Source organism: Nonomuraea salmonea (genome assembly GCF_042428605.1).
Classification (GTDB): Bacteria; Actinomycetota; Actinomycetes; order Streptosporangiales; family Streptosporangiaceae; genus Nonomuraea; species Nonomuraea salmonea.
The window spans coordinates 55,575-81,120 of sequence record NZ_JBHMCF010000057.1; the positions used below are offsets into that span (position 1 = coordinate 55,575).

Here is a 25,546-nt window from a genome sequence, read left to right on the forward strand (position 1 = left end):
TGTCGGGTGCGGGCGGGCCGGGCGTGCCGCCCGGCCCCGGGGCGGGTCAGGTGTCGCGCTGGTCGAGGCGCGTGTCCCAGTCGTCGCCGGGGACGGCGCGGAACCAGCGGGTGAGCTGGGCGGCGGCCTGGCCGGGCGTGACGTCGTGGAGTTCGGGCCGGCCTGCGGTCGCTTCGCTCCAGAACTCCACGAGATCGCCGGCCTTGATGAACAGGAGCTGGGCGAGTGCGTGTTTCTGCTGGTTGGTGAGATTGGCGGTCACGGCGAGGGGTCTCCTGCGGACTGTGGGGCGGGACTGTGGGGCGGGCCGATCCGGGCGTGGGCCCGGATCGGCGGTGCGGCGGTCAGAGAGTGCCGCGGCCCTCCATGACGGCCACGATCTCGTCCTCGACCCGCTCGGCCATGCGGGGCGACGCCTCAGCGCGACCGCGCTTGAAGAACCGCTCGGCGGCGTCCCACATGTAGTTGACCGTCTCGTCGTCACCCTCGAACGCCACGGTGGCGCGGGTGATCTTCAGGTAGGCGTCGAGGTGAGGGTTTCCGGTGGCGACGAGCTTGCCGAGCATGGGCTTTCCTTCCGGTGTCAGGTGCGGGCGGGGCAACACCCCGTTACATCTTTATAATAGCGCACTCTCATATCTACGTCGATCTTGCTGGAGTGCCAGAAGGTAAAGAAACCGCTGGTCGGAGGAGGGGGCCGGGAGGTTCGGCCCCCGTCCGGTCAGTACTCGTCGTGGATGCCCACGATCGCCTCGTGCAGAGCCTCGGCGGCTTCGGCGACCACGCCGGCCCCGAAGGCGGCGATCGCCAGGACCCGCAGCGTCACGAACCGCTCCAGCATCCCCCCGAACTCCGGGTCGGCCTCGTACGCCTCCGGCAGCAGGGCCAGGACCTCCTTGATGGCGTCCATGTCCCGCATCTCCAGAAGCTCGACGGCGACCTCGCGGCGCATGTAGAAGCGGACCTGCTGCTGCATCTCCATGACCTTCATCGGGGGTTCCTCCTTGTGTGGTGGGTGGTGTTAACGACTTCCCGTTACATCTTTATAATAGCGCACTCTCATATCTACGTCGATCTTGCTGGAGTGCCAGAAGGTAAAGAAACCGCTGGTCGGGCGGGGTTCAGGCGGCGCGTACGAGGTCCCGGTCCGACAGGTCCCGGTGCCAGTGGGCCGCCCAGCGCGGGCAGTTGCGGCAGTCGCCCGGGTGCGGGCAGTCGGGGAAGGCGCGCATGTTCTGGCAGCGGGCCTGCTTGAAGCAGGCGGCGGAGTCCACGGAGACGAGGTGCTCGCGCATCCACGGCAGCGCGGTGGTCTTGAGCCCGAAGGCGTGCAGGCGGACCCCGCGCTCGGCGAGGTCCCGCACGAGCTGGCTGATGGGGATGAGCGACGGCTGCGAGCCGGAGCGGGAGCACACCGACCCGAGGCCGACGAGCGGCGCGGCGGCGAGGTCCACGCCGGCGTCCTCCCACATGTCGGCGTGCCGTCTGTACTGGCCGGCTGTCCACCCCTGGATGACCGGCATCCAGGGGACGCGAGGAGCCAGCTTGCGCAGCTCCAGGTAGGAGGCGATGGTGAGCCGCTGGTGCTGGTCGATCACGCCCCGCCGGTCCAGGTCGGCGCCGGCGAGGCCGCTCACGTATGGGCGGGTGCGGTCGCAGATGTGCTGCTCGCAGCACCAGTCCTGGACGGCGGCGGCCTTGAGCAGGCCGATGCGGCGCATCCACTCGTCCGCCTGGGCGGCGTACTCGGCGGCGGTGATGGTCCACCGGCCGTGCTTGCCGAGATGCCGGAAGCCGTCGCTGTCGAGGATCCATCCGCGTACGGCCCGCGGTGGCCGGGCGAGCCGCTCCATGCGGGCGCGGGTGACCAGCAGCGGCGGCATGTCGGGCCGGGCCAGCCATGCCGGCTCCGGGCAGGAGATGTGCAGGACGGGCGCCCGGCCCGGGGCCGGGTCGGGCGGCGCCGTCCACTGGTGCTCTGGCAGGTCGAGGCCGGGCATGCCGTCGAGCACGAGCTGCCCGCTCACCGGCCGCGCTCCTGCAGCCAGGCGCAGACGTCGCGGGCGTCGTCCAGGGTGAGGTGGGAGGACCAGCGGCCGTCCTGGCAGCGCACCCAGTAGCCCCAGGCGCCGAGCACGCGGGCCCGCACCACCTGGTGGCCCCACTGGTCTGTCCAGGCGGCGTCCGACTCCACGCCGTCGTGCCAGCCGATACGGACGACCTGCGTGGTCGTGCGGGTCCTGGTGAGGCGGGCGGCGGTCTTGCTCATGGCTGGGATCTCCTCCGGCGTCAGGTGCGGGCGTCAGGTGCGGTGTCGGGTGCGGGCATGGGACGGGCCGGGGCTTGCTGCCCCGGCCCGGTCGGTTCGGTCAGGCGATGCCCGCCTGGAGCTCTGCGGCCTCCTCCGCGAGCTCCCGCTGCGCCTCCGCCTGCCACTGGTGCTTCTCGGAGCGGCGGGTGATGCGGCGGGTGAGCTGGCGGCCGTCCGCGTAGCGCTCCTGGCGGTAGCGGCGGGTGCCGGTGATGCGGGAAGCCTGGAGCATGCGCGCCATATCTGCTGGGTCCTTCCTTGCTGGTGTCAGGTGCGGTGTCCCGGGGGCCACCCCCGGACACATCTTTAAGATAGTGGACTATCTGTGTGACGTCAAGCGTTTCGGGGTTCTGACCTGCTGAAACGCGATTCCGGAGGTCAGGTGATGTCGACTTCGCAGGCGATGCGTCCGGCCGGAGTGATGAGGGCGGCGTGCACGCGGCCGGTGGTGGAGGTCCACATGAACCACACGTCCGGGTCGCTGCCGGCGCGGCGGCGGCGGGCGGCGGTGTCGGCGTCGGCGGGGTTGCCCAGGGCGTGGTCAAAGTCGGGCCGGGTGGCGATGCCGAGGATCGTGCCGATCTGGCCGCTAGTGCGGGCGGCGGGGTGGATCTCGCTGCGGTCGCGGTGGGGTCCTACCGGGATGGCGGGGAGGGTCGCGGTCGTCGTCATGTGTCCCCCTTGGACGTCAGGTGCGTGGATGGCTCGATCACCACCGCTTACATCTTTATGATAGCGCACTCTCTGATCTACGTCACATGTGGAGGTGATCATTCCCAGCCGATGTACAGCGGAGCGTGATCGCTCCGTTACCATCCGTCGTTACGTTGGGGGCGGACCGACCCGGGGGGCATTCCCGGATCGACGTCCGGGCGTCAGGCCCTTCCCACGCGCGGGGAAGGGCCGGCGTTTCCTTTCACGCCGCGAGATGGTCGACCATGTCGTCATCGACCAGCGGCGCCTGCCACTCCTGCGCGTCCACGCCGTCCGCTCTGGCCAGCGCACGGCGGGCGGCGTCCATCAGCCGCCTGGTGCTCGCCGCCGCCCGCTTCGCGATCTGCTCGGCCGTCCACGGGCGGCGCGGCCGTCCCGCCTTCGTCTCCCCCTCGCCGCGGGCCTGCGGCGTCGCGGCCAGGTGGCCGCGCACCATCGCGTCCAGCTCGTCCACCAGGGCGCGGGCGGCAGGATCGCCCGCCCGTTCAGCGCGGGCCGCGCCGAGCGCGGCGAGCACCTCGGCGATCGACACCGCCGCCGTGAACCGGTGCCCGACCTCGGCCTCGACCTGCGCGTAGTCGGCGGCGAGGTCCGGGCTGAGGGCGGCGGCGAGCATGAGGTCGTCCAGCGCGCCGAGCACGCACAGCCGGCATGACAGCCGCGTCATGCCCCACGTGTAGGCGGCGTGAGGCCGGAGCCCGGCCCGCTTGATCTCCTCCCACACCTGGCGGACGGTCCAGCCGTGGATGGGCAGCCACCGCGTGATGGTCCGGCGCCGAGACGAGCGGCGTTCGTTGACCGACAGAACTGGCTGCCCGGCCCGGCCGGCTGACTCGTCGCCGCGCAACCCGAGGCAGTACAGGACGCGCGCCGTACGGGGCAGGCCCAGCTCGGCGACCGCGCCGGTCAGCCACGTCATCGTGGGCGACTCCTTCTGGTCGCTGGTGCACCAGCGGCCCAGGCCGGGGCCGGGCCACTTGCCGCGCTGGAGGACCTGCCCCAGCAGCCCGCCCTGGCGGCGGGAGCGCACGACGAACTCGAACCCGAACCGGTCGGCGGCGTCGCGGGCGACCTCCTCGGCGCCGGGCCACTCGACCGGCTGCCCGGTGCGGGAGTAGCCGAGGTGGTTGTGGATCACGACGACTCGGCCCCGGTAGCTCTGTTCGGCGATGAGGCGGGCGAGGTAGGCGAGCATGGCGAGGCTGTCCTTGCCGCCGCTGGAGCAGATGACGATCAGGTCGAAGGTGTGCAGGTCGATGCTGTCTCGGTCCTGCGGGCTGGGCTGGTCCGGCAGGTCCAGGTCGATGGTGAGCTGTCGCATGACTCCCCCTGGTGGTGGTTCGCGTCGCGGCGGCCGCGGCCCTCGAGGCTGCGACGCGAGAAGTAGGAGGGCCGGCCTCCCGGGCGGGTGGCCGACCCTCTGGCGGTCAGGTCCTGGCGGCGGCAGGCGCCCCGGGTTCGCGTCACCCGCCGCGGCGGAGGCCTCGACGCGACGCGGAACGGGCGGGATCGCGTCGCGCGCCGGCGAGCTGCAGGCGGCGCGACGCGGGTCCTGTGGTTCGCGTCGCGCGCCGCGGCGTTCTCGAGCTCGCGACGCGAGAGGCGCGGTTCGCGTCGCGCCCGGGTCAGCTGCAGGCGGCGCGACGCGACATGGCAAGGGGGCGGGCGACGTCTCCGGCCCAGCCCCCTCCCGTCCGGTCAGCGGGTCAGGTCGCGCACGTCGTTCCAGTGGTAGCCGCAGCCCTCGGGCGGCAGGCCCTCGTGCAGGTCCTCTACCTGGAGGATCTCCCGAGCCTCCTCGATGAGGACCCTCTCGTCCTCGGTCGGGTCGGCCGGGTCGAGACCCAGGCCCTGGGACAGGTGGATGTCGAGGGCGCGGGCCTCCGCCTCGGCGGGCGTGGCGGCGAGGACCGCCCACGTGTAGGGCTTCTCGCCTGCGAAGCGCTCGGAGCCGCTGATGGTCACGGTGTACGTCGTCATCTCGATCATGTCTTTATGATATGTGACTCTCGAATCTACGTCAACGGTTTCGGGTGGTCTGACCTGCGGAAACGCCGAACCGCCCCCGGCCCGGAGATCAGGGCGGGGGCGGTTCGGCCCGGGGAGGTCAGGCGGACGCGGCCAGCGCGGCGGCCTGCTGGGCGAGCTGGTCTTTCAGGGCGGCGCTCGGCACCAGGAGCGACGTCCTGCAGCCGGGGTACCGGCAGTCGTACCAGGTGCCGCAGAACGCCTGCTCGCGGGTCGTGGAGGTGCGCAGCGTCATCGGTCCGTGCCGGTCGCAGCCGGGCTGCGCGGCCGGGCTCGGCTCACTCATCCGCGACCTCCCCGTCCGGGGCGGCGTCCAGGACCCGGCGGGCGGCGTCCAGGACCTGCCCGGCCCGTACCGCGCCGGCGAGCGCGCCGGACAGGCCCAGCGGGTCGATCGCGTCGAACTCCTCCCCCAGCGCGCCCCCCTCGTCGTCGGGGATCAGGCCCGCGTCGGCGAGCTTCTCGCGCATGAACGCCACCTCGACGGCGCCGGGCCCGTCGTCGCCGCACTCGTGGTCGGCTACGTGCTCGTCGTACTCCTCCGGGTGGATGTCGAGCCGCACGAACCAGTCCCAATCGGTGAGCGGCCGTGTCCGGCCGTGGCGCTCTTCCAGGTAGCTGTCGAACTGGGCGCGGTCGAGGTAGTGGACCGCGATCCGGTGATCGCGGGCCAGATCCAGCATGGCCTGGGTGGCGTTGCCGCCGTGCAGGCGGACCAGCTCGTCGCGGGTGGCCGCCTGCTGCTGCTCGACGTCGGGCAGGGCCAGGGTCAGGGCGTGGTCGATGACGACGCGCCGGACCGTGCCGCGCAGGCTTATGGCCGGGTCCACGACCGGGTCTTCCGTGTGCTGGTACCAGGTGTTGATGTTGCCGTACGTGAGGTGCTGCGTCAGCCCGATCAGGTCGGAGTACAGGCTCGTCTCGTCGTCGGCGACCAGCCGGGTCCCGGCCTGGTCGTGGCAGCCGCGCGGGAAGCCGGACCAGCCGCCCTCCGGGATGGCGATCTCCACGGTGTGCGCGGCGGGGTGGACTTCGCGGGCGCGGGCGGCGATCGCGTTGAGGGCGAGCAGCGCGGTGTCCTCCTGCAACTGCCGGGTCCGGTCTGCCAGGAGGGCGAGCCGGTCGGTCAGGTCCGTCATGGTGTGCGGGTCTCCTTCGTCGTGGTGCCGGGGTGTACGGGTGCGCCCCCGGGTGGCGCGCGGGCGCCTCCCGGGGGCGGGGTGGTCAGCCCTCCAGGTGGTCCAGCAGCGGCTTGACGTAGGAGGCGAACGCCCGGTAGCCCTCGCTGATCGCGCCCCTCTCGACGCCCTCCAGCGGCAGCCAGTGGCCGTTGTCGGCCGACACGTTGAGCAGGTGGTTGACCGCCTTGGCGAGCATCGCCGTCGCGGACGCGATCACCGCGTCGTCGCCGGTGTTGCCGGTCAGGACCGACTCCCAGGGGGCGGCGAGGTGGCGGGCGCGGAGGGCGGCGGCCATGAGGCCGGCCATCTCGGCGCCGGTCGTGCTGCCCTTGAGGGCGTCGGCCAGCTCGGCGGTGGCGGCGGCGGCCTCCTCGATCTGGCGGGCGCCCCAGCTCCGCAGGGCGGAGCCGATCACGGCCACCGGGGTGGCGGTGGCGGTGGCGGTGGTGGCGACGGTCATGGTGCGGGTCCTTTCGGTTCGTCCCTCCGTTACGTCTTTAGAATAGCACACTATCTTATCTACGTCCAGCGTGTCGTGGTTCTGACCTGCCGAAACGCAGACAGGAGAGTGCGCGGGGCGGCGTGGTCAGGGCCGCAGGTCGGGGGGAAGGTCGCCGACCGGGATCCGCTCCACGTGGCCCCGCCCCCAGTAGCTGCGGACGGTCAGCTCGGCGTGCGCGCGCGCCTGGTAGCAGGGCACGCCGTGCCGGTAGTGCGGGTCAAGGGTGCGGTCGCAGCGCGTGCAGGTGCGGCCGGTCACGAAGACGTTGCGCCCGCCCTCGGGGTGGACGGCGGCGAACGCGTGCCCGACCTCGTCGGCGGCGGGGGCGGGGTAGGGGTGGCGGACGGTGGTCCTGCCCATGAGGGCCTCCAATGGTGTGTATGCGGGCTGGGGTGGTGAGGGCCGGCCCCGCGGGTCGCGGGGCCGGCCTGGGCGTCTACTGGTCGGCGTCGGCGGGCTGCTCGCCGCGCGCCTCACGGATCCGGAGGGCGATGAGCTGCTTGAGCTCCGCCACGGTCACCTTGCGCTCCAGCAGCTCCGCCATCTCGTCCTTGCTGATGCGGCCCTGTACGTCGTCGTAGCGGAGAGTGTCGGTGTGCATCCGGTCGTTGCTCATGTGGCCGTCACCGTTAACGATCTTCATGACGGCTTCGACCGTGACCAGCGGCCCGGACGTCACCCAGTAGTGGCACCAGGGGATCGTGACCGACTTGGCGTTGGCGCGGGTGACCTCGACGGCGGTCCCCCGGGTGATCACGAAGTCGCCCTTGGCGAAGTCGGCCTTCGACCAGATCTTGACGCCGTTCTCCTGGGCCTGCTCGATGACGTGCTTCCAGTAGCCGATCTCGTCGTCGAGCTGGTCGAGGTCGGCCTGCCGGGCGTCGGCCCACTCCTGCGGCGGCTGCACCTTCCACACCTTCCAGCCGCCGGGGTAGGAGCGGACCAGCTCGGCGCCCTCGGGGCCGGGCTCGCCGGGCCGGGTCTCCTTGGTGAACCCCGTCTCGATGCGGCGCAGCAGGGCGCGCCGCTCGGCCTCCAGCTTGTCGAGGCGGCGCAGCGTGCGGCCCGGGTTGGTGCGGTGCTGCTCGTACGCTCCGGCGGCGGCGGCCCGGCCCGCCCAGTACTGCGCCTTGCGGCCCTCCTCGACGGCGAGCCCGTCCTGCCGGTCCGCCCAGGCGAGCAGGCGGCGGTGACCGCGCTCGCTGTGGTGGCCGGCCAGGATGGGCTGGCCGGGCGGCACGTGGCTCATCCGCTCGCGGGTGCGCTGCCACCGGGCGTCGCTGCTGGCCGCGTTGCGGGAGGCGCGGGCGGAAAACCGCTCGTGCCGGGCCTCGGCGGCCTCAACGCGCTCGGCCTCGGCGTCGGCGAACCGCCTGCCGGCCGTCACGTCGTCGATGTCGGTCTCGACCGTGAACCCGGCTCCGCGCAGCGCGTCGGCGGCCTTGCCGATCTCCCACCGCTTGGCCGCCCTGTCGCGGCTGTGCGGCAGGTAGATGCCGACGTTGCGGCTCCACCGGAACCCGGCGGCGTCGCGGACGAGCTGATAGACGCCGTCTCCCTTCGTGCTGCCCTCGATCAGCGTGCCCTCGGCGCGGGTGTGGACGATACGGATGGTGGTCAAGGCTTCTCTCCTCGCAGTGTCAGGTGCGTTGTGTCGGGTGTCAGGTGCGGGGCGGGCCCCGGCCCGGGGCCCGCTGGTGGGTTACAGGAGGGTGCCGGTGAGCCGGTCGGCGATGTGGCCGATGGCCGCGAGGGCGGCGCGGCGGAGGCCGTCGCAGGTGCCGATCAGGGCCAGGGCGTCGGCCGGCTTCACGTCCTGCGGGTAGCCGGTGAGGAAGCGCGGCTCCTCGTCGGTGGTGGCGACGGTGACCACCCCGTCTACCAGGCGGCAGATGACGCCGGTGGTGCCGTCGATCACGACGGGCTGGAACATCACGAGCGGGGCGGTCATCTCGTCGCGGTCAGCGGTCATGGTGCGGGTCCTTCCTGTTCAGCACTGCCTTACATCTTTATAATAGTGCACTCTCATATCTACGTCGATCTTGCTGGAGAACTGGAAGGTAAAGAAACTGCTGGTCAGGCGAGGATGTCCCGGGCAATGCGAAGCCCCCGCCGGGGCGCCCGGCGGGGGCTTCGGCTGGGCCGGCTAGTCGCAGATGAGGGCGATGCGGACGCCGTCGACGAACCGGCGCACGAGCCCCTCCCGCTCCTCCACCGCCCAGCCGTGGCGCATGCTGTCGGCCGTGAAGTAGCCGCGGGCCCACTCGCAGTGGGCCTCGGCCACCTCCTTGGTGAGGTAGACGCGGGCGGCGTCGTACTTCTCCTCCAGGGCCTCCTCCAGCGAGTCGAAGACCCGGTAGCCGCTGTAGCCGGCCAGCGGGACGCCGTTGATGGTCGGGACGTACAGGGTGGTGGTCTTGGCGGTCATGGTGCGGGTCCTTCCTGTCCAGTACTTCCTGACGTATTTATAATAGCGCAGTCTCATATCTACGTTGATCTTTCTGGAGGGCCGGAAGGTAAAGAAGCTGCTGGTCAGCCGGGGATGCCCTGGGCAATGCGAAGCCCCCGCCGGGATGTCCGGCGGGGGCTGAGGGCGGAGGGGCCGCCGGTCGGCTAGGCGGCGCCGTTGTAGACGACGTCGGTCGAGTGGTAGTAGCGGCCCTGCTCCCAGGACAGCTCGGGGCCGTGCTGCCCGTTGTCGATGATCTCGACGTCGCGGGAGAACTCCGGCCCGGTCCGGACGGGGACCGCGCTGACGCAAGCGGCGTTGGAGCCGCGCAGCTCGGCCTTGGCCGGCGCCATCACGTAGCCGACGTAGTAGCCCTTGCGGGCGTCGGTGGCGCGGGCCTTGCGGCCGTTCTTGGCCTGGCTGGGCGTGAAGAACGCGACCGCGCGACCGCGGCAGTCGTCGTCGGCGTAGATCGTCCAGTAGTCGGGGCGGCCGTAGTACCTCGACGGGCGGAGGATCGCGGGGAGGAGGTTGCCGTCCAGGTCGAACAGGGCCAGGAACATGGCCTTGCCGCCGTTCTCCTCGATGTCGGCCTGGAGACGCTCCTCCTGGGCGACCATGCGGCTGGCCCACTGGGACAGGAACCCGTCGGTGTCGCAGCGCTCGAAGCTCGCCTCCGCCTCGCGCTCGTGGGCGGCGGCCTGGGCGCGCAGCTCGTCGGCGGCGGCGGTGGCGGCGGTGGCGGCGGCGGCGGTGGCGGTGGCGGTCATGGTGCGGGTCCTTCCTGTTCAGTACTGCCTGACGTCTTTAGAATAGCGCAGTCTCATATCTACGTCGATCTTGCTGGAGGACTGGAAGGTAAAGAAACTGCTGGTCAGGCGGCCCCTCCCCCTCGGCCGGGGGTCCGGCCGGGGGGAGGGGCGAGGGTCAGGCCAGCGCGGCGAACAGCTCCATCTGCCCTCCCGCCGGCCGGACCGCCGCCCCGGGGGCGGGCGGCGCTGCGGGGGTTTCCCGCTCGGTGAAATCACAGGTCACGATCTCCGTGGCCGGGCTGACGCCACGCCACCCCTCGTAGTGCGTGGTGTCGATGCCGACGCCGCAGTCCATGCGGATCCCCGTCTCGGCGTGGAACCGCTCCAGCTCGCGGCTGGTCTGCTCCCGGTACGGGCCGCCGGAGATGCGGAACGGCGCCGAGCCCTGCGGGATGACGAACACGCCACGGCGGGCGAGGTCCGCCGCCAGGTCGATCACGTGGTACTCGAACCGGTCTCCGCTGTAGCGGGGCGCTGACCCGGCGCGGGCCGTGATCGGCCCGAACGGCGGATTGGAGATCGCGCAGTCGAACCGCCCGAGCCCCATGCCGGGCACGTCGAACACGTCGCCACAGATCCACGTCGCCTCCGGTAGGACGCGGCGGCCGACCTCGACGTACAGCCGGTTGCGCTCGACGCACACCAGCTCGCGGGGCGGCTCGCCGTTCGCGCGGCGCAGCCACTTGTCGCGCGCCCACCACGCCAGCCGGCCCGTGCCCGCGCACAGGTCGATCACCCGACCCCCGTGCACGTTCAGCCGGAAGTCGTACGCCATCTCCATCGGCGTGAAGTAGGCGCCGCGCGCGGCGCGGTCCATGCTGGCTGCCTCGTGCCAGTCCTCCAGGACCTGCATCGCCTCGTCGTCGGTGAGCGGCCGGGGCAGGGCGAGAAGCTCGCAAGCGCGGCGGTGAGCGGCTTCCTCGCGGCGGGTCAGCTTGGCCATGTCGGGATCTCCTCCGTGTCGGATGTCAGGTGCGGGTGTCAGGTGCGGTGTCGGGTGCGGGGGTGCTGGTCAGGTGCGGCGCAGCCAGAAGCCGCGCGAATGCTCGTCTGCGTGCGGCCGGTCGTACCTCCAGCCGTCGACGTCGGCCAGCTCGTCGAGCGACCACCGTTCGGCGGGCGACTCCCACCCGGCGGCCGGGTCGGCGACGAGCAGGTACTCGCTCCGCACCCGCCCGAACAAGCCGGCGTCGATGTGGCGCTCCCGCTCGCGTACGAGAACCCGGTCGCTGTCGGCGGCGAGGCGGCGGCGGGGACGCCTGGCTACCGGGCAGGCGGCGCAGTCGCCGCTGTCGCGGACGCACGGCCCGAACCCTCCCCACGTGGCCCGGCGGGTGTCGTGCGCCTCGAACAGCTTGGACGGGGCGAGGGGGCGCAGCGCGCACTGGGCGGCGTAGACGGGTCCCGCGTTGAGCGAGAGCCGGTTCCAGCCCTGCCCGTCCGGGCCGCGCGGGTCGTGGCGGGGGGCTGGCAGCCGGATCGGCATCGTGTCTCCTTACTCGAACAGGGATTGCTGGGCGTCGTCTGGGCGGGGCAGCGGGCGGCCGGTGTAGACGCAGAACAGCGTTCCGGGTGGCTGGCCTGGCCGCATGACGGGCATCAGCAAGCCGCCGCCCGGCGCGCCTCCCCATATCCGGTCGCCTCTGCCGTAGCGCTCCTCGCGTACGGGGCCGGCCCGGTCGATCCAGGCGACTCCGTAGGCGCGGCGGACGTCGTCCTGCCACTCCTTGAGCTGGGTTTCGTTGCAGGGCCGGTGACGCATGATCGGCTTGTCTCGCCATCCGGGGTAGGCATGGTCGCAGCCGTCCTCGGCCGCCGCGTTGTCGTCCGAGCGCAGCGGGCCCTGCCAGCCGCAGCCGGGGCAGTGGGCCCAGAAGCGCACCGGGTAGCCGGGGTCGGCGACGCTGCCCGGGTCGGGGTCGACGCCGGGCGGCAGGTCGCTGGTGCGGCAGCTACGCCGGTGGGCGCGGCAGGTGTCGCCGGTCATCCGAACAGCGCCCCTTGCACGGGGTCCGGGTCCGGCTTGGGGGCGGCGGGGCGGTCGCACATGACGGCCATCAGGTAGCCGCCGCCGGGCGCGAACTCGGGGACGTGCCTGCTGGCGGCTCCGGTCCTGGCCTCGCGCACGGGGCCGGAGCGGTCGAGCCAGGCGTCTCCGTAGACGCGCCGCACCGCCTCCTGCCACTTCTGGAGCTTCTTGCCGTCGTAGGGGTGGTACTCCATGACGGGCTTGTTTCGCCATCCGGGGTAGGCGTGATCGCAGCCGTCCTCGGCGGCGGCGTTCTCGGTCGAGCGCAGCGGCGTCTCGTGGCCGCAGCCGGAGCAGCTCGCCCAATACCGCAGGTGGTAGCCGGGGTCGGCGACGCTGGCCGGGTTGGGGTCGCCGCCGTCCCGCTCGATCGCGTCGGCGAGCTTGTGGTGAACGAAGGCCCGGCAGTCGTCGCCGGCCTTCGGCTGGATCCGGCAGCCGCGCAGGCGGGCCGCCAGCCAGGCCAGGGTGTCGGCCTTGTCGCCGTCTTTGTCGCAGTCGTCGCAGCAGAAGGTGTCCTCGCCGCAGCAGCGGGCGGCGTTGCGCCTCAGGGTGTCGGCGGCCAGGTCGGCGGCGTCGGCGGCGGCACGGATCTGGGCGTCGTCGAGGGTGACCGTGCACGGCTGGGCGGCGCTGTCGTCGTCGGTGCGGTAGTCGGCGCGGTCGTCGATGGTGCCGGCCAGGGCCTGGACGGCGCGGCCGGCCTGCTGCTCGCTGCGGGCCTTGTGGGTGTCGTGGGCGATGTCGAGGCCCTCCATGAGGCTGGCCCAGTCGTCGCCGCTCATGGTGATGTCCATCAGAGGCTCCCTCTTCGTGGTGGTGGTGGTGGGCGGGGTGCGCGCCCGTCGCGGGCGCGCACCCTGGGTGGTCAGCGGGCGTAGCGGGGGCGGGTGCCGCGCGGGGCGCGCGGCGCGCGGCTCGTGGCCACGTACGCGGCGCGGGCGGCGCGGGCGGCGCGGCGGGCGAGCTGCGCCTGCTGGTCGGTGATCTGCCGCTGGGCGGTGCAGTCCGCGCACGTGGGGCGGCCTGCCTGGGTGCAGTCGAAGCCCACCGTGGCGGCGTTGTCGGCGGCGCCCTTGGCGGCGGCGACGGCGATCAGGTGCCAGGTGCTGGCGGAGTAGGTGACGGCGACGCGCCCGCGACGGCCCTTGACCTTGCGCTCCAGCTCGTCGGCGACCTCGCGGTACTCGTGGGCGGCGGCGTGGTCCTCGACGCAGTCGCACACACCGGCCTCGGTGAGGCTCTCGCACCAGCACCAGTCCGCGCCGTCGGCGGCGGCGGTGGCGATGGCGTCGATGATGAGCTGCCAGTCGGCGGCCGGGAGGTGAACGGTGGTCTGGGTGGTGGTGGCGGCGAGAGTGCGCATCGGGTGTTCCTCCTGGGTGTCAGGTGCTTCGTTACGTCTTAATGATATGCGACTCTCGTATCTACGTCGATCTTTCCGGGTGACCGGAAGGTAAAGAAACTGCTGGTCAGGAGGCGCTCCGCCCCCGGGTGCGGGTGGCACGCCGGGGGGCGCAGGAGGAGGAGCCGGGCCGGGGGGCGGGCCGGGGCGAACGGTCAGTCGTCGCTGTCCGGCTCGAACGGAGGGGCGGGCAGGATGGTCGCGCCGCAGCCCGAGCAGCAGACGGCGGGGTCGCCCGGGTACAGGTCGACCGTCCACGGGTGGACGTCGCCGACGTGCTGCCCGGCGTCGGCCAGGGCGGCGGCGGCCAGCTCCCCCAGGCAGTTGCCGGAGCACAGCATCCGGTCGTCGTCGAGCTGGTAGGCGATGGGGAGCGGCCCTCTGCGCGGGTCTGTGAGCATGCTTGTTCCTCTCGTGGCAGGTGGTGAAGGCAAGGAAGCCCGGCGGGGCGGTGATCGGGCCTGAGAGACGCTCTCGGCGCCTCTCAGGCGGGTCGGCCGGCTACTGGTCGGAGAAGCCGAACAGGTCGTCCGGGCGTCCGCCCGCGCCGTGTCCCATCTCGTAGAACAGGGCGTCCTGGACGGTGCGGGGGCGCGGGGCCGGGCGGCCGGTGACGACGCTGCCGGGCTCGTCGGCCGGGGCCCAGTCGAGGCCCTCCAGCGAAACCGGGCAGTCCTTGCCGCGCACGGTGCGGACGACCATCTCGACGCCGGTCAGCGTCTCAGCGAGCGCGATCACGCGGACGGGTTCGGCGAACGGCAGGCAGGTGATCCAGTCGCCTGCGGACGGGGCGGCGGTGGCCATGGTGCGGGCTCCGTTCCCGGGAGGGGCGCTCAGCGCCCCTCCCGCTCGGTGGTGGTCAGGTCAGGCGGCGGCCACGTCGGCGGCGGTGTCCGCCGGGTCGGCGGTGAAGTCACCGCACTTGGGGCACACGTCGCAGCTCGTGCAGGCGGTCACCGGGCCGCACGTGCCGCAGTCCTGCTCGGTGTGCGCGGTGGCGGTGCGGCAGCGCGCGCACTCCTCCAGCTCGTCGGCCTCCACCTCGGCCTCCACCTCGGCGGCGGCGGGCTCGGTGGCGGGCTCGGCGGCGGCGTCGGGGTTGACCTCGACGGCGGCGGCGCGCATCTGCGCGATCGCGGCTGCCTCGCGCAGCTTGGCGTTGGCCTTCCACGCGACCGAGCGGAAGCCCTCGATCTGCTTCTGGAAGCCGACGATCCCTCCGTCAGCCCCGGCCAGGACGGTGGCCAGCTCGGCGGCGTCGGTGTCGATGATCTGCTGCAGAATCTCGGCGGCGGCGGCGAGCCGGTCGAACCTGGCGGCGGCCTTGGCGCGCTTGGCTCGGATGGCCGTCTTCTCCTCCTCGGTCGGCGCGCCGGCTACCACCAGCAGCTCGCCCTGCTGCTCGGCGGCCTCGTGGGCGTCGGCGCGGGTCTTGGCGTAGGCGATCGCGTCGCGGCCCGACCTCCACTCACCGCGCAGCGAGCGGGCGAGGATCTCGACCTGGGCGGGGGCGGGCAGCCGCGTCATCTCCACGGCCAGGCCGACGTTGACGTGGCCCTTGTCGACCGCCTCCTGCACCGCCGGGTCCAGCTTGAGCAGCGCCATGCGGCTCTGCACGTAGGGCAGGCTCTTGCCGACGATCGCGGCGACCCGCTCGATCGGGTAGCCGAGCCGGAGCATCTCGTCGAAGCCGCGGCCCTCCTCCATCGGCGTCATGTCGGCCCTGCCGCAGTTCTCGGCGACGGACCGGGCGAACGCGTCGTCGCCGTCGTGCGTGACAACGGCGTGCAGCTCGGTGATCTCCGCGATGTGGGCGGCGCGCCAGCGCCGCTCACCGGCGATCAGCACGTAGTCACGGGTCGAAGGGCAGTAGCGGACGATGATCGCCTGGATCTGCCCGACCTCCTTCATGCTGGCGGCGAGCTGGTTGAGCTTCTCCTGGTCGAAGTGCTTGCGGGGCTGGTCGGGGTTGCGGCGGATCTTGTCGGTGGGGATGTAGCGCAGGCCGAACTTGACCGGTGCGGCGGGAGAGGCAGTCTTCGCGGCGCTCTTGCCCTTGGCCTTGCCCTTGGCGGCGGCGGGGGCGGCGGGGGCGGTCTTCTTGGTCTTCTTGGCGGCCATCGGTCTGTCTCCCTTGGTGTCAGTAGGTGTCAGGTGCGGCGTCCGGGGAACCGTCCCCGTTCACATCTTTAAGATAGTGGACTATCGGATCTACGTCAAGCGGATCATGCGTCTGACCTGCGGAAATACTGCGGGCCCGACGCATGATCCGTCCGGGCGGGCGCGGTCAGAAGGGAGGGGCGGCGGCTGCGGCGCGAACCTTGCGCAGCAGCGAGCAGAACGCCTCGACGTCCCCCTCGCGGGCGATGGTGACGAGCAGGCGCGTCTCCCAGGTGTCCAGCTCGACGCCGGTGGCCTCGCGCATCTTGGCGAGGCTGGCCCGGGTGACGCGGGCGGCGGCGGCGTGCCAGTCGATCGGCTCGTCAGCGGCGGCCGTCGTCTCGTTTGCGGTGGCGTCCATCTCGTCCCCCTTGCAGGTCGGGTGTCAGGTGCGGCCCGGGTAAACCCGAACACGTAATTATGATAGTGAACTCTCATATCTGTGTCGAATGGTTCGGGCTTCTGACCTGCGGAAATGCTCGACTGCGACCCGGACGGGGAAAGCGAAAGGCCCCGGCCATGGCGGGCCGGGGCCTGGTGCGGGCGGAGGCTAGGCGGACGGGTTGAGCAGGTAGGCGGCGACCTCGACCTCCGCGCCGAGATGCTGCGCACGGACGACGTACAGACCGCCCGTCCCTGCGCCGTCCCTCTCCCACGCCGGCTCGCCGTCCAGGAAAGCCGCCCACTCGCGGATCGCGGCGGCCACCTGCGGCTCCTCGTGGAGCTGGGCATGGCAGCCCAGGTCCAGCTCCCCGACCAGCCGGTTCGCCAGATCCCCGCCGGCGTGGACGGTCCAGGTGACGGCGGGCAGGTCTCGGCCGGCGAAGTCAGCCAGCGCGCGGCCGATGCTCGTCAGCTCGCGGGCGGTGCCGCGCCGGATGATGCCGGTGGCGGATGTCGTGCTCATGAGGTCCTCCCTCGGTCGGGTGTCAGGTGCGGCCCAGAACCGGGCACGTCTTTATGATAGCTCACTCTCTCCACTGTGTCGATCTTGCTGGGGTTTTGGCCTGCGGAAACACCGCGATCCCCGTGCCGGCCGCGCACAGCCGAAGGCCCCGGCCAGGTCGGGCCGGGGCCTTCGGTCAGGGGCGGGCGGCCACGGTCACAGGCACTCCTCCACCAGCTCCTCCACCAGGGCGGCGACGGCGGCGGCATCGCCGCCCGCCTGGGCCTTGGCCACGGCGATGGCCTTGCCCTGGATCGCGGCGAGCTTCTCGTGCAGGTCGAGCGCGGTCTCCACCTGCGGGCGGGACGGGCAGTCGTCGAGGACCCGGCCCGCCTGGTCCTCGACGCGGACCAGCGCCGGGTACAGCTCGAACTCGACGACCGTGACCTCCGAGACCGTGGCGTCGCGGTCGCCGGCCCAGTCGAGGTCGCGCGGCGCGGGCCGGGTCTCCGGCCGCCAGGAGGCGAGCAGCTCGGCGGCGTCGTCGGCCGCGTCCTGGCTGGGCGCGGTGATGGCGTAGGTGATGCAGGCGGGCCGGTCGTAGACGTATACGCGCTGCTCCGGCGCGGGCGTGGCGGGCGCGGCCATCAGATGCCCACCTCCGCCAGCTCGATCGCGGCCGGGCTCGCGGGCAGGGACGTCACGACCGAGACGTCCACACCTGCGGCGGCGGTGTCGATCCGGTACTCGCCGGAGCCGGGGCGGAACTCCGTCCAGGTCGGCGCGGCCTCCAGGACGGCGGCCCACGCGTCGAGAGCGTCCATGCGGTCGTGGGCGACGACCCGGTGGACGACGGCGGCGACCGTACCGGCGGCCGGGCCCCTGCCCGCGACGGCCCAGTCCACGGGCGGCGCGTCGTGGGTGGCCACCAGGTGGGCGGCCACGCGCAGCGCGTGGGCCTGGCGGCCGGCCCCGGCGGCGCGGCCGGGCCCGGCGACCCGGCCGGTGCCGGGCTCGATGTCGGACGGCTGGATGGTGGCCGGCTCGTCCGGCAGGAACGCCTGGAGGCTGACAGGGACTCCGCTGACGGCGGTGTCGATCCGGTACTCACCGGCTCGGCCATCCGCGACGTAGCGGCGCCACTGCGGGGTGACGCCGAGCGCGGCGGCCCATGCGTCGATCGTGTCGATGCGGTCGAGCTCGCTGCCGCCGATGACGACGGCGAGCAAGGTCCCGGCGTCGCGGGCGCTGGACGCGACGTGCCAGTCCACGGGCGGCGCGTCGTGGGTGGCCACCAGGTGGGCGGCCACGCGCAGCGCGTGGGCCTGGCGGGCGGTCCTGCTGGTGTGGGCGGGGAGCGGCCCGGCGGCGGTGGTGTCGATGGTGATGGTCATGGTTGCTGCCTCCCTGGGCGTGTAGGTGTGGTCCGGTCCGGGTGGCCGGGGCCGCGGGGTGCGCGGCCCCGGCCGGGGCGGGGTTACACGGCCAGGTCGCCGGGGTCGATCGTCAGGAGGCGGTGAGCCTCCTCGACGACGGCACTCTGCCACCCCTCCTCCGGGGAGCCTCCGCCGGACACGCTCAGCAGGTCGCCGATGAATCCGCCGACGATGCCGAGGAAGTTCGCGGCCCCGTCGAGGAGGCCCTTGGCCACGGGCAGGAGCAGGTCGAGGCCCGGCTGTAGGGCGACGGTCAGGGTGTCGATCAGGAGTGTCATGGTGCGGATCCGTTCGGTCGTGCGAACTGCTTACATCTTTATGATAGGTGACTATCGGATCTACGTCAACGCGGCTGGGGGTTCTGACCTGCGGAAACACTCCGCCCCCGGGCCGGTGAAGAGGATCGACCGGCGCGGGGGCGGAGATCGGAGGGGTCAGCCCCGGCGGCCCAGCTCGGCGGCGCGCGTATGGACCATGCGCACCCACTGATGCACCGGCACGCACGAGACCAGGCCCTCCGGAACGTGCAGGATGCCGGTCGCGTCGGCGGTGGTGGTGGCGGCGTCCCAGCGGATCCGCCACCCGCTGGGGAACTTCTTGCACGCGCGCACGATGCCGTAGGCGTCGGTCGCGCTCAGTGTGTCGCTGCTGGTGACGCGCACGATGTGGCCGCGCTTCAGCACGGCCGGGGAGACGTGCACGAGATCGGGCAGGACGACGGGGCCGGTGTGCATCTGGACTTCCTCCAAGGTCGGGCCGGTCGAGGGGTCAGCGGGGCGGCAGCAGGGGGCGGACGTCTACGGGCGGGTCCAGCTCTGCCAGGTCGGTCACCGCTCCCAGGAAGTCCGAGCAGGCGCGCTCGTGGTCGGCGCGCAGCCGGTCCACGAGCCGGCTGTCCCTGGCCCGGATGTCGGCCATGCCGAGCACGACGGCGGTCGTGGCGGTGGCGGGAGCGCCGAGCACGGCGCGCAGGCGGCGGGCGGCGTCGACCAGGTCGCGGCCGGCTACGCGGGCGGCCAGCTCGGCGTGCCACCTGGCGAAGCCGTCAGTGCTGGAGGTCTCGGTCATCAGGGTCTCCTTCGAGGTCGGTCAGGCTGGGTACGGCCCGCCCCGGGCGGGCGGTCCCGCCCGGGGCTCTCGGCTACGGCGTCCGGGGCTACTCGGCGCCGATCGTCTCCAGCGCCGCGCACAGCCGCTCGTACTCCTCGGTGACTCGCTCGGCCAGCCGCGCCATGATCTCCCTCTCGTGCTGGCGGGTCAGCCTCCGCAGCTCGGCGAGAGCGATCTCAGCCACCCCCTCCGCGTGCCGGCCGCCTTCACCGCCGGGGCCGCCGTGCGCCTGGGCGAGCAGGGCGCGGGCGGCGGCCTGCACGTAGCGGCCCTCGGCGCGGCGGGTCTCCTGCTCGCCGAGGCGGGTGAAGTAGTCGAGCGCGTCGGCCAGCGAGCAGCCCTCCATCATCGCCCACGTGATGATCTTGTCGATCTGCGGAGCCGTGCACTGGGGCGCCAGCCGCTTGACGATCGCGGTCAGGCCCTGCCGGACCAGGCCGTAGGCGTGGTCGCTGTGGGACAGCCGCTGGTCGTCGGCCAGGTCGAGCGACCGCAGGAGGTCCAGGGTGCTCTCTGCGAGCGCGGCGGAGCTGGTGGCGGCTGGGCTGGTGGCCATGGTGCGGGTCCTTTCGGGTCAGTCCGTCTCTCCGTTACGTCTTTATGATAGGCGACTTTCTGATCTACGTCAACGTGGCTGGGTGTTCTGACCTGCGGAAACACGACGAGAGCCCCGGCAGGAGGGATCCTGCCGGGGCTCTCGACTGCGCTGTCCGGGGCTACTCGTCGCCGGCCACCTCCAGCAGCGCGGGCCCGAGCGCGGCCGTCAACCGCCGCCGCTCGGGCGCGGTGACCACCATCTTGTGGAGCAGCACCCGCAGCCGCGGCCCGTAGTAGAGCGTGCCGCCGAGCGCGAGCATGGCCAGCTCCTCCATGCCAGGCGTCTTGATCCTCCATTCGGTCACGGCCCGGCGGAGCGCGCTGCCGGCGCGGATCGCCTTCGCGCTGCCCGGGATCGCCAGGTCGGGGGCGGGCCGGGTTCGCGGAAACTCCCCGAAAAAAGAAACGCCCCCGGGGGGATCTCCCCCCGGGGGCGCTCGTCGTCCGCCGGCTAAAGCTCGGCCGCGACCTGCTCCTTCTGCCGCGCCCGCGTCCTGCGCGTCGGCAGCGTCGTACGAGGAATGCGGACCGTGCGCGTCTCCTTGATTACCAATGCTCCGTCCGAGGCACGCTGGAAAGAAACGCTCACCTTGGGCTCCGCCAAATACTGACCGTACTTGCGGACAGCGTTCGGCTGCCGCATCTCGACAATCCGGGAAACCTCATCCCACGGCACGCCGCGAAATCGCGCGGCTGCCACGGCGTCAATCTCGTCCCACTCTGCATCCTCGACCGCCTGGTGCGCGGTCTTCACCGCCTCCAAGGCGTCCTGCTTCGCGCCCTCGCCGGCGTCGAACCCCTCCGCTTCCTGCACCTGCTGCGCGAGCGGGCCGTACTTGCGGGTGGAGTTGGCCGCATCCATGCTCTGGGCCGCCGCGATCGCGTCCCAGCTCGCGCCCCTGGCGCGAGCCACCGCGACGGCGCGGACCTCCGCCGCCTCCGCCGCGTAAATCGCCTGGTGGGCAGCGGCGAGGTCAGCCGCTGCCTGCTGGTTGTCTTCCGGCGCGTACTCCGCGCCCAATCGTCCTGTCATACACCTATGATCGCACGCTCTCATATCTACAGTCAAACGTGCGGTGATCCCCTGCGCGGCCTGCGGTGACCGCCTGCATGACGAAGCCCTCCGCCGGTCCACGGGGACGGACCGGCGGAGGGCTTCGACAAGCGGCCCACCGCCCCGGCCGATCGGGGGAACCGGCCAGCATGATGTGCGGGGAGCCCTCGGGGGAACAGCCCTGCGGAAGGGAGGATGAGCTCCACCCTGCGGCGCCCGGGACGGGAGACGATCCGCCCCGGGCGCCGCGTTGATCAATCGCCCCCTGGAGTGGTCACCTGGCCCCTGGGAGGTGCCTCCACGATGGCACCGCCGCCCGCCGCTCACAACCCGATCGCCTATATGCGCAGCTTTGCGCAGCACCCCCCGCTATGGCGATCCCCCGACGCCGCGCGGGGGGCACTGCATACCCGGCGGTCCGTCCCGCTTCGGCCGCCCTGGGTGCCCACCGAGACTACCGCGTCCGCGTCGCGGCGGCCGCAGCTCGCCGGCGCGCGACGCGAAAGCAGAACGCCCCGCCCCAACAGGGGCGAGGCGTTCCAATGGCCACGATCGAGAGAGAGATCGGTCCGCGCCAGGTGCCTGGCTCAGCCCACAGGGCTGAGGACCGGGACGTAGACGAGGATGTCGTGGAGGTGTGCGTCCTGAAGGACGTTGAGGATGTCGCTCAGCACAGATGTCATGTCGGAGACGGTAGTGCGCCCGCACCTATGCCCGCTCGGCTGTCCGGCCATGGTCCGGCAAAGCCTTCCCCCAGCTCAGGCAGGGGGCAACTCGTCCTTGACGTACGCCCGCACCCGGTAGCCGGGCGCGTCCATCCCGAAGGACGGGTCGGAGCCGACCGGCCGCAGCGGAGCGGCCATCATCGTGCCGCTCACGTCCACCATCGGCCGGTCCGGCAGCATCCCGCACTCCAGGCCCATCCACTCGAACCGGACCCCGCACGCGGCGCAGCGGACCTCGATGTCCGCCGAGTAGGCGGTCACCGGGCCGCCTTCCTCCTTGGTCAGCCGGTTGATGCCGACCTGGGCGGCGAAGTCGAGATGCTCGCAGCCGGGCTCGCTGGTCAGTTGCATGGGCAGCCTGCCCTTCCGCAGCACCGCTTGCCGGGCACGCCGTCGGGCACGGCGTCGCCCGCCGGCCGCGGAGCGGGAACCGCTGCGACCAGGCTGGGCTTTTGCTCGGGCCAGTGCCAGGTGCCCGGCGCCTGGCCCTCGTCGTGGCGGCAGTCCGGGTTGAAGAACAAGCCCGCCTTGTTGATCACGGCGAGCGAAACCGGCTCGTCGTCGCCGTCGAGCAGGCCGGTCACGATCGCGGGCACGCACTCGGGCGGGTGCTGCCCGTCCGCCGACCCGCGCGACCGGTAGTGCACCATGCGGGCAATGGACGGCTTCACGCCTGCACCTTCACAGGGCGGACCGGCGCGGTGGCGCCGGCGTTCTTGCGGGCCGTCTCCGCCTCGGCCTTCGTTGGGTAGTCCTGGTGGCGGCCGTTCGGGAACGTCACCCGGTACTTCGTGACCTGCCGGCCGTTGCCGCTGTTGCATCCGCATCCCATGAGAGGGGCCTCCTTATCGTCCGATCCGGGCCGCGACAGTGGCGGCGCGGCTGTAGGGGTCCCGCCCGATCCGGCGGGCGAGCTTCTGCGCCCGCGCGGTGCGGGCGTTCTGGGCGGCGACCTCGCGAGCCACCATCTGCGCCAGCCGGGCGTAGTCGATGGCCGGGCCGCTGCCGGGCCGGCGCGGGCGGCGGCGCACGTATCCGGCCGCGACGAGCGACATCTGCTGCCCGGCGGAGGACGCGGCCATGGAGCGCAGGACCGGGAAGCCGGGACGGTTGACGGCCAGCGCGGCGACCAGCTCCAGGTTGCCGCCGATGGAGCGCCAGTCTCCCGACAGCGGGGACCGCATCAGCTCCTCGACCTGGGCGGCGGTCACGTGGCCCAGGACGCGGCCCGACACCCAGATGCCGTGCTCGTCTTCGCCGGCGCGGACGACCGCGACCTGCGCGCCGGTGTCGTCGTAGTGGGCTGCGGCTGCCTGGTAGCCGAGCTTGGGGTCGGCGTGGCCGGTGCCGAGCGTGATGGTGCCGACCGGCAGGCTGGCGCCGTCCTCCAGGCGGACGGCGCCGACGTGGAAGTAGGCGTAGTCGGTGCGGCTCTTGGGCGGGGTGACGCACACGTCGCCGATCCCGACGTGGCAGGTGCCCCAGACGGCCAGGTGGCCGGTCACTCGGCCGTCCTGAGTGACGGTCAGCGGGGTCGGGCCGGACAGGCGCGGGTCGGCGAAGTCGGCGGCGGTGTAGACGGTGACGTCGGCGGCGGCCGACGCCGCCAGCCCTTCGCCGTCCCCGCCGTCCCCGCCGTCCCCGCTGTCTCCGCTGCTGGCGTCGTCGTCTCCGGCGTCGTCGTCGCCGTCGCTGGTGGTGGGTGAGGCGTAGTCGTAGACCGGCTCGATCCTGGCCTGGTCGTAGGCCGGGAAGGGCACGAGTGTGCCGCCCATCAGCCGCCAGTCGGTCATCACCATGACCTCGGTGATTTCGCCGCTGTCGAGCTTCTCCCAGAACTCGTACTCGTCCATGGCGGCGACGTTGATCTCGTTGCCGTCCTGGTCGCGGAATTGCCACTCGACGGTGATGTCGTCGGGGTCGATGCTGATGCCGGTCAGCAGGCCGTTATGCATGAGGCGGGCGGCTTCCCGGCCGTGCTCGCCTTCGGTGTCGAGCGGTCCTTCGCCCATCACGTAGGTGACGCCGTCGACCTCCTCGGTCCACACCTTGTCGGCGCGGCCGACCAGGACGCTGCCGTCGTGGCCGACCGACGTGGACTCCTGCCACATCAGGACGATGGTGCCTTCGCGGGTGCGCAGCCCATCGGGCGGCATCGCGAGGATCCGGCTGTCGCCGGTCTCGACGTCGAGGGCTCCCATAGCTCCGCGCCAGCCGTTGGGGAGCTGGTCGGGTGTGCTCATATCGGTCTCGCCTCCTGCGGCGGTGACGGGCCCACCTGGGCCCGTGGTGGACATTGCGGCGTGCGCGCCGGGGGCGGGGGCCGGCCCCGGATCCTGCTCGGGTTCCGGCTCGGGTTCCGGCACGGGTTCCGGTGCGGGCTGCGCAGCGGGTGCCGGGCCGGGTGCCGGGCCGGGTGCCGGCGGGCTGCCGGGGCCGGTGTCTGCGGCGACGTCCCCACCGGCGTCGGGAGCGTCGGCGTCGAGGGCGGAGGAGGCACTGACGGGGCCGTCCGGGTCGCGGGTGGCCAGCCGGGCACGCTGCTCGGCATCCAGCTCGTCCTCGTCCAGGTACAAGGTGGTGCAGCGGCACTGCACCACCAGGTACGCGGGCCCCTTCGGGTCGCCCGGGTGGTCGAGCGGGAAGCCCCCCACCCGGAACGCCTCATGCAAGGGCCGGACCTGGCCGTCAGCGTCGCGGTGCTCGGGCCGCACCCTCTTGTCGTGCGACGACAACCACTGCTTGTAGAGGGTGAGACCGAGCACCTGGGCGCGGGCCTCGGCACCGGCCTGGCTGCCGCCGTTGAGCGCCGCCATCGTCTCGGTGCGGGCGATCCTGCGCGCCTTCCACACCCAGCGCCGCTCGGCGGCGTACAGGTCGTCGTACAGGGCGGCCCGCTCGCCGCGCAGCACCGTACGGTCGGCCGGCGTCAGGTCCTCTTCGAGCTGCCGCTCGATCTCGCGGATGCGGGCCTGGATGTCGCGGCTTTCCTGCTGCTCGCCGGACGCGCCCGCGGTGGCGTCGAAGTCGAGGATGGCGGCCAGGCGCCGCCGGATCGTCTCGATGTCCTCGCCCTCGCTGAGCGCCTCCAGCAGCTCGCCGCGGATCTCCTCCATCGCCGACGCCGGAAACAGGCGCAGCCGGGACCACACCTGCTCCATGAAGCGTTCGCGGTACAGCTGGTCGCTGATCTCAGCGGTGCGGGCGACCGTGAGAAACCACTCGCCGAACAGGCTCTCGATCGCGGGGGCGGCGAACTCGCTCAGCGCCGCCATCCACTCGGCTTCGCTCGGCTGCAGCTCGCCGGACGCTTGCAGCGCGTCGAGGTCGTCGAGCGCCAGCCGCCGCACCCCTTCCAGCCACTGCTGCATGGCCTGGCGGACGGCGAGCTCCACGTCGCGCTCGCCGTCGACGATGGCCTGCTGGGCGCGCAAGCGTGCGGGCAGCCACGGGTCAGCGTCGCTCACTCCGCCTCCAGCCATTCGGCGGCCAGGCCGGTCAGGTAGGAGGCGGTGAGCGCGCCGGCGGCGACCTGCCAGACGACGGTGCCGCCCCAGACGTGGGCTGTGGCCATGACGGGCGGGGCGACGTACATGGAGGCGCACCACGGGCACGACAGGAGGTAGGCGATGCGGGACGCCTCTCCCCACCGGTCGGCCGCGTAGGTACGGATGGGCATGGTGAGCACGTCGGCGGTGACCAGCCGGGTCAGCCGGACGGTAGCGCCGAGCGCCAGGAGAGCCGCAAGTATGGTCACCCGACCACTGGTACGGCATACAGGGCGGGCGCGTACGGGTGCCTCGCGATCATTGCCCTGCCCCTGGTACACCTCTGGCAAAGTCGTGGCTGTCCGGGGTGGTGAAAGCCCGCTGGGGCTGCGATGATGCGGCGTATCCGATCACCGCGGCCGGTTCACGGGGGTTACAGGTCGCGGCGCGATGGTGGGTTGATAGCAAGACGCCCCTGCGCGGTGAGCGCAGGGGCGTCTTCGCATCTAAGCCGCGGCCCGGGTCAGCGTCGCCGCCGCTCATCCGACCAGTAGGCGTAGACGATCAGGGCGGCGAAGATCACACCGAAGATGATGAGGGGCAGGTGCACGGTGCCCATCTGTGGTCCGTCCTCTCTCAGGTGGTGGTCAAACGGAGGG

40 protein-coding genes are annotated in these 25,546 nt (G+C 72.3%); all 40 read right to left on the reverse strand.

Annotation, left to right across the window (positions count from 1 at the left end):
• Positions 1-46: 46 nt before the first annotated feature.
• The gene (locus ACFFR3_RS46015) at positions 47-262 is read right to left on the reverse strand and encodes a hypothetical protein (protein WP_345410148.1); all 216 of its coding nucleotides are present in this window, start codon (positions 260-262) and stop codon (positions 47-49) included.
• An 82-nt stretch (positions 263-344) separates the two neighbouring features.
• Positions 345-566 carry a hypothetical protein gene (locus tag ACFFR3_RS46020; RefSeq protein WP_345410146.1) on the reverse strand — a complete coding sequence of 74 codons (222 nt, stop codon included), beginning with the start codon at positions 564-566 and terminating at the stop codon, positions 345-347.
• 155 nt (positions 567-721) lie between these two features.
• Entirely contained in the window at positions 722-991 is a 270-nt protein-coding gene (locus tag ACFFR3_RS46025) for a hypothetical protein (RefSeq protein ID WP_345410144.1), read from the reverse strand.
• Positions 992-1,121: 130 nt separating this feature from the next.
• Positions 1,122-2,027, reverse strand: coding sequence for a deazapurine DNA modification protein DpdA family protein (locus ACFFR3_RS46030; protein ID WP_345410142.1), 906 nt, complete (start codon positions 2,025-2,027; stop codon positions 1,122-1,124).
• The gene (locus tag ACFFR3_RS46035) at positions 2,024-2,269 is read right to left on the reverse strand and encodes a hypothetical protein (RefSeq protein WP_345410140.1); all 246 of its coding nucleotides are present in this window, start codon (positions 2,267-2,269) and stop codon (positions 2,024-2,026) included. The genes ACFFR3_RS46030 and ACFFR3_RS46035 overlap by 4 nt, the downstream gene beginning before the upstream one ends.
• Before the next feature lie 100 nt (positions 2,270-2,369).
• Complete coding sequence (locus ACFFR3_RS46040) at positions 2,370-2,552, reverse strand: hypothetical protein (RefSeq protein ID WP_345410138.1); 183 nt, start codon at positions 2,550-2,552, stop codon at positions 2,370-2,372.
• A gap of 137 nt (positions 2,553-2,689) precedes the next feature.
• Positions 2,690-2,983, reverse strand: a complete 294-nt coding sequence (locus ACFFR3_RS46045) for a hypothetical protein (RefSeq protein ID WP_345410136.1) — start codon at positions 2,981-2,983, stop codon at positions 2,690-2,692.
• Positions 2,984-3,227: 244 nt separating this feature from the next.
• Positions 3,228-4,346 carry a phosphoadenosine phosphosulfate reductase domain-containing protein gene (locus ACFFR3_RS46050; protein WP_345410134.1) on the reverse strand — a complete coding sequence of 373 codons (1,119 nt, stop codon included), beginning with the start codon at positions 4,344-4,346 and terminating at the stop codon, positions 3,228-3,230.
• A gap of 377 nt (positions 4,347-4,723) precedes the next feature.
• Positions 4,724-5,014 (reverse strand): hypothetical protein, encoded by a 291-nt coding sequence (locus ACFFR3_RS46055; protein ID WP_345410132.1) that lies wholly within the window; start codon positions 5,012-5,014, stop codon positions 4,724-4,726.
• A gap of 118 nt (positions 5,015-5,132) precedes the next feature.
• Positions 5,133-5,339: a hypothetical protein gene (locus ACFFR3_RS46060; RefSeq protein WP_379485215.1), complete on the reverse strand. Its 207-nt coding sequence runs from the start codon at positions 5,337-5,339 to the stop codon at positions 5,133-5,135.
• Positions 5,332-6,192, reverse strand: a complete 861-nt coding sequence (locus ACFFR3_RS46065) for a hypothetical protein (protein WP_379485216.1) — start codon at positions 6,190-6,192, stop codon at positions 5,332-5,334. The genes ACFFR3_RS46060 and ACFFR3_RS46065 overlap by 8 nt, the downstream gene beginning before the upstream one ends.
• 85 nt (positions 6,193-6,277) lie before the next feature.
• Positions 6,278-6,694 carry a hypothetical protein gene (locus ACFFR3_RS46070; RefSeq protein ID WP_345410128.1) on the reverse strand — a complete coding sequence of 139 codons (417 nt, stop codon included), beginning with the start codon at positions 6,692-6,694 and terminating at the stop codon, positions 6,278-6,280.
• 126 nt (positions 6,695-6,820) lie between these two features.
• The gene (locus ACFFR3_RS46075) at positions 6,821-7,096 is read right to left on the reverse strand and encodes a hypothetical protein (RefSeq protein ID WP_379485217.1); all 276 of its coding nucleotides are present in this window, start codon (positions 7,094-7,096) and stop codon (positions 6,821-6,823) included.
• 76 nt (positions 7,097-7,172) lie between these two features.
• Positions 7,173-8,357 (reverse strand): DUF3560 domain-containing protein, encoded by a 1,185-nt coding sequence (locus tag ACFFR3_RS46080; RefSeq protein WP_345410124.1) that lies wholly within the window; start codon positions 8,355-8,357, stop codon positions 7,173-7,175.
• A gap of 81 nt (positions 8,358-8,438) precedes the next feature.
• Complete coding sequence (locus tag ACFFR3_RS46085; RefSeq protein ID WP_379485218.1) at positions 8,439-8,708, reverse strand: hypothetical protein; 270 nt, start codon at positions 8,706-8,708, stop codon at positions 8,439-8,441.
• 174 nt (positions 8,709-8,882) lie between these two features.
• Entirely contained in the window at positions 8,883-9,164 is a 282-nt protein-coding gene (locus tag ACFFR3_RS46090; protein ID WP_379485219.1) for a hypothetical protein, read from the reverse strand.
• Between the two features lie 185 nt (positions 9,165-9,349).
• Positions 9,350-9,955 carry a hypothetical protein gene (locus ACFFR3_RS46095; protein ID WP_345410492.1) on the reverse strand — a complete coding sequence of 202 codons (606 nt, stop codon included), beginning with the start codon at positions 9,953-9,955 and terminating at the stop codon, positions 9,350-9,352.
• Between the two features lie 157 nt (positions 9,956-10,112).
• Positions 10,113-10,940 (reverse strand): class I SAM-dependent methyltransferase, encoded by an 828-nt coding sequence (locus ACFFR3_RS46100; protein WP_379485220.1) that lies wholly within the window; start codon positions 10,938-10,940, stop codon positions 10,113-10,115.
• Positions 10,941-11,009: 69 nt separating this feature from the next.
• A complete protein-coding gene (locus tag ACFFR3_RS46105; protein ID WP_379485221.1) occupies positions 11,010-11,483 on the reverse strand; it encodes a hypothetical protein in 474 nt (157 codons plus the stop codon).
• A gap of 9 nt (positions 11,484-11,492) precedes the next feature.
• Complete coding sequence (locus ACFFR3_RS46110) at positions 11,493-11,984, reverse strand: DUF6349 family protein (protein ID WP_379485222.1); 492 nt, start codon at positions 11,982-11,984, stop codon at positions 11,493-11,495.
• A complete protein-coding gene (locus tag ACFFR3_RS46115; RefSeq protein WP_379485223.1) occupies positions 11,981-12,823 on the reverse strand; it encodes a DUF6349 family protein in 843 nt (280 codons plus the stop codon). The genes ACFFR3_RS46110 and ACFFR3_RS46115 overlap by 4 nt, the downstream gene beginning before the upstream one ends.
• 71 nt (positions 12,824-12,894) lie before the next feature.
• Positions 12,895-13,392 carry a hypothetical protein gene (locus tag ACFFR3_RS46120; RefSeq protein WP_345410482.1) on the reverse strand — a complete coding sequence of 166 codons (498 nt, stop codon included), beginning with the start codon at positions 13,390-13,392 and terminating at the stop codon, positions 12,895-12,897.
• A 194-nt stretch (positions 13,393-13,586) separates the two neighbouring features.
• Positions 13,587-13,832 (reverse strand): hypothetical protein, encoded by a 246-nt coding sequence (locus ACFFR3_RS46125; protein ID WP_345410480.1) that lies wholly within the window; start codon positions 13,830-13,832, stop codon positions 13,587-13,589.
• Positions 13,833-13,932: 100 nt separating this feature from the next.
• The gene (locus ACFFR3_RS46130) at positions 13,933-14,235 is read right to left on the reverse strand and encodes a hypothetical protein (RefSeq protein WP_345410478.1); all 303 of its coding nucleotides are present in this window, start codon (positions 14,233-14,235) and stop codon (positions 13,933-13,935) included.
• Between the two features lie 60 nt (positions 14,236-14,295).
• Positions 14,296-15,552, reverse strand: a complete 1,257-nt coding sequence (locus ACFFR3_RS46135) for a ParB/RepB/Spo0J family partition protein (RefSeq protein WP_379485224.1) — start codon at positions 15,550-15,552, stop codon at positions 14,296-14,298.
• Between the two features lie 166 nt (positions 15,553-15,718).
• Positions 15,719-15,952, reverse strand: a complete 234-nt coding sequence (locus ACFFR3_RS46140) for a hypothetical protein (RefSeq protein ID WP_345410474.1) — start codon at positions 15,950-15,952, stop codon at positions 15,719-15,721.
• Positions 15,953-16,141: 189 nt separating this feature from the next.
• A complete protein-coding gene (locus ACFFR3_RS46145) occupies positions 16,142-16,498 on the reverse strand; it encodes a hypothetical protein (RefSeq protein WP_345410472.1) in 357 nt (118 codons plus the stop codon).
• 195 nt (positions 16,499-16,693) lie between these two features.
• Positions 16,694-17,125 (reverse strand): hypothetical protein, encoded by a 432-nt coding sequence (locus ACFFR3_RS46150; protein WP_345410470.1) that lies wholly within the window; start codon positions 17,123-17,125, stop codon positions 16,694-16,696.
• Positions 17,125-17,871: a hypothetical protein gene (locus ACFFR3_RS46155; RefSeq protein WP_345410468.1), complete on the reverse strand. Its 747-nt coding sequence runs from the start codon at positions 17,869-17,871 to the stop codon at positions 17,125-17,127. Before ACFFR3_RS46155 ends, ACFFR3_RS46150 begins: the two co-directional genes overlap by 1 nt.
• 83 nt (positions 17,872-17,954) lie before the next feature.
• Positions 17,955-18,191, reverse strand: a complete 237-nt coding sequence (locus ACFFR3_RS46160; RefSeq protein WP_345410466.1) for a hypothetical protein — start codon at positions 18,189-18,191, stop codon at positions 17,955-17,957.
• Between the two features lie 156 nt (positions 18,192-18,347).
• Positions 18,348-18,647 (reverse strand): hypothetical protein, encoded by a 300-nt coding sequence (locus ACFFR3_RS46165; RefSeq protein ID WP_345410464.1) that lies wholly within the window; start codon positions 18,645-18,647, stop codon positions 18,348-18,350.
• Positions 18,648-18,681: 34 nt separating this feature from the next.
• Entirely contained in the window at positions 18,682-18,981 is a 300-nt protein-coding gene (locus ACFFR3_RS46170) for a hypothetical protein (protein ID WP_379485225.1), read from the reverse strand.
• Positions 18,982-19,069: 88 nt separating this feature from the next.
• Positions 19,070-19,579 carry a hypothetical protein gene (locus tag ACFFR3_RS46175; RefSeq protein WP_379485226.1) on the reverse strand — a complete coding sequence of 170 codons (510 nt, stop codon included), beginning with the start codon at positions 19,577-19,579 and terminating at the stop codon, positions 19,070-19,072.
• 160 nt (positions 19,580-19,739) lie between these two features.
• Complete coding sequence (locus tag ACFFR3_RS46180; RefSeq protein WP_345410456.1) at positions 19,740-19,925, reverse strand: hypothetical protein; 186 nt, start codon at positions 19,923-19,925, stop codon at positions 19,740-19,742.
• 146 nt (positions 19,926-20,071) lie between these two features.
• The gene (locus ACFFR3_RS46185; protein ID WP_379485227.1) at positions 20,072-20,653 is read right to left on the reverse strand and encodes a hypothetical protein; all 582 of its coding nucleotides are present in this window, start codon (positions 20,651-20,653) and stop codon (positions 20,072-20,074) included.
• Between the two features lie 779 nt (positions 20,654-21,432).
• Positions 21,433-21,750: a hypothetical protein gene (locus ACFFR3_RS46190; protein ID WP_345410453.1), complete on the reverse strand. Its 318-nt coding sequence runs from the start codon at positions 21,748-21,750 to the stop codon at positions 21,433-21,435.
• Complete coding sequence (locus ACFFR3_RS46195; RefSeq protein WP_345410451.1) at positions 21,741-22,070, reverse strand: hypothetical protein; 330 nt, start codon at positions 22,068-22,070, stop codon at positions 21,741-21,743. The genes ACFFR3_RS46190 and ACFFR3_RS46195 overlap by 10 nt, the downstream gene beginning before the upstream one ends.
• Positions 22,067-22,231 (reverse strand): hypothetical protein, encoded by a 165-nt coding sequence (locus tag ACFFR3_RS46200; protein ID WP_345410449.1) that lies wholly within the window; start codon positions 22,229-22,231, stop codon positions 22,067-22,069. Before ACFFR3_RS46200 ends, ACFFR3_RS46195 begins: the two co-directional genes overlap by 4 nt.
• Positions 22,232-22,244: 13 nt before the next feature.
• Complete coding sequence (locus ACFFR3_RS46205) at positions 22,245-24,866, reverse strand: phage minor head protein (protein ID WP_379485228.1); 2,622 nt, start codon at positions 24,864-24,866, stop codon at positions 22,245-22,247.
• On the reverse strand, positions 24,863-25,156 hold the full coding sequence (locus tag ACFFR3_RS46210; RefSeq protein ID WP_345410445.1) for a hypothetical protein: 294 nt from the start codon (positions 25,154-25,156) through the stop codon (positions 24,863-24,865). Before ACFFR3_RS46210 ends, ACFFR3_RS46205 begins: the two co-directional genes overlap by 4 nt.
• Positions 25,157-25,546 lie beyond the last annotated feature (390 nt).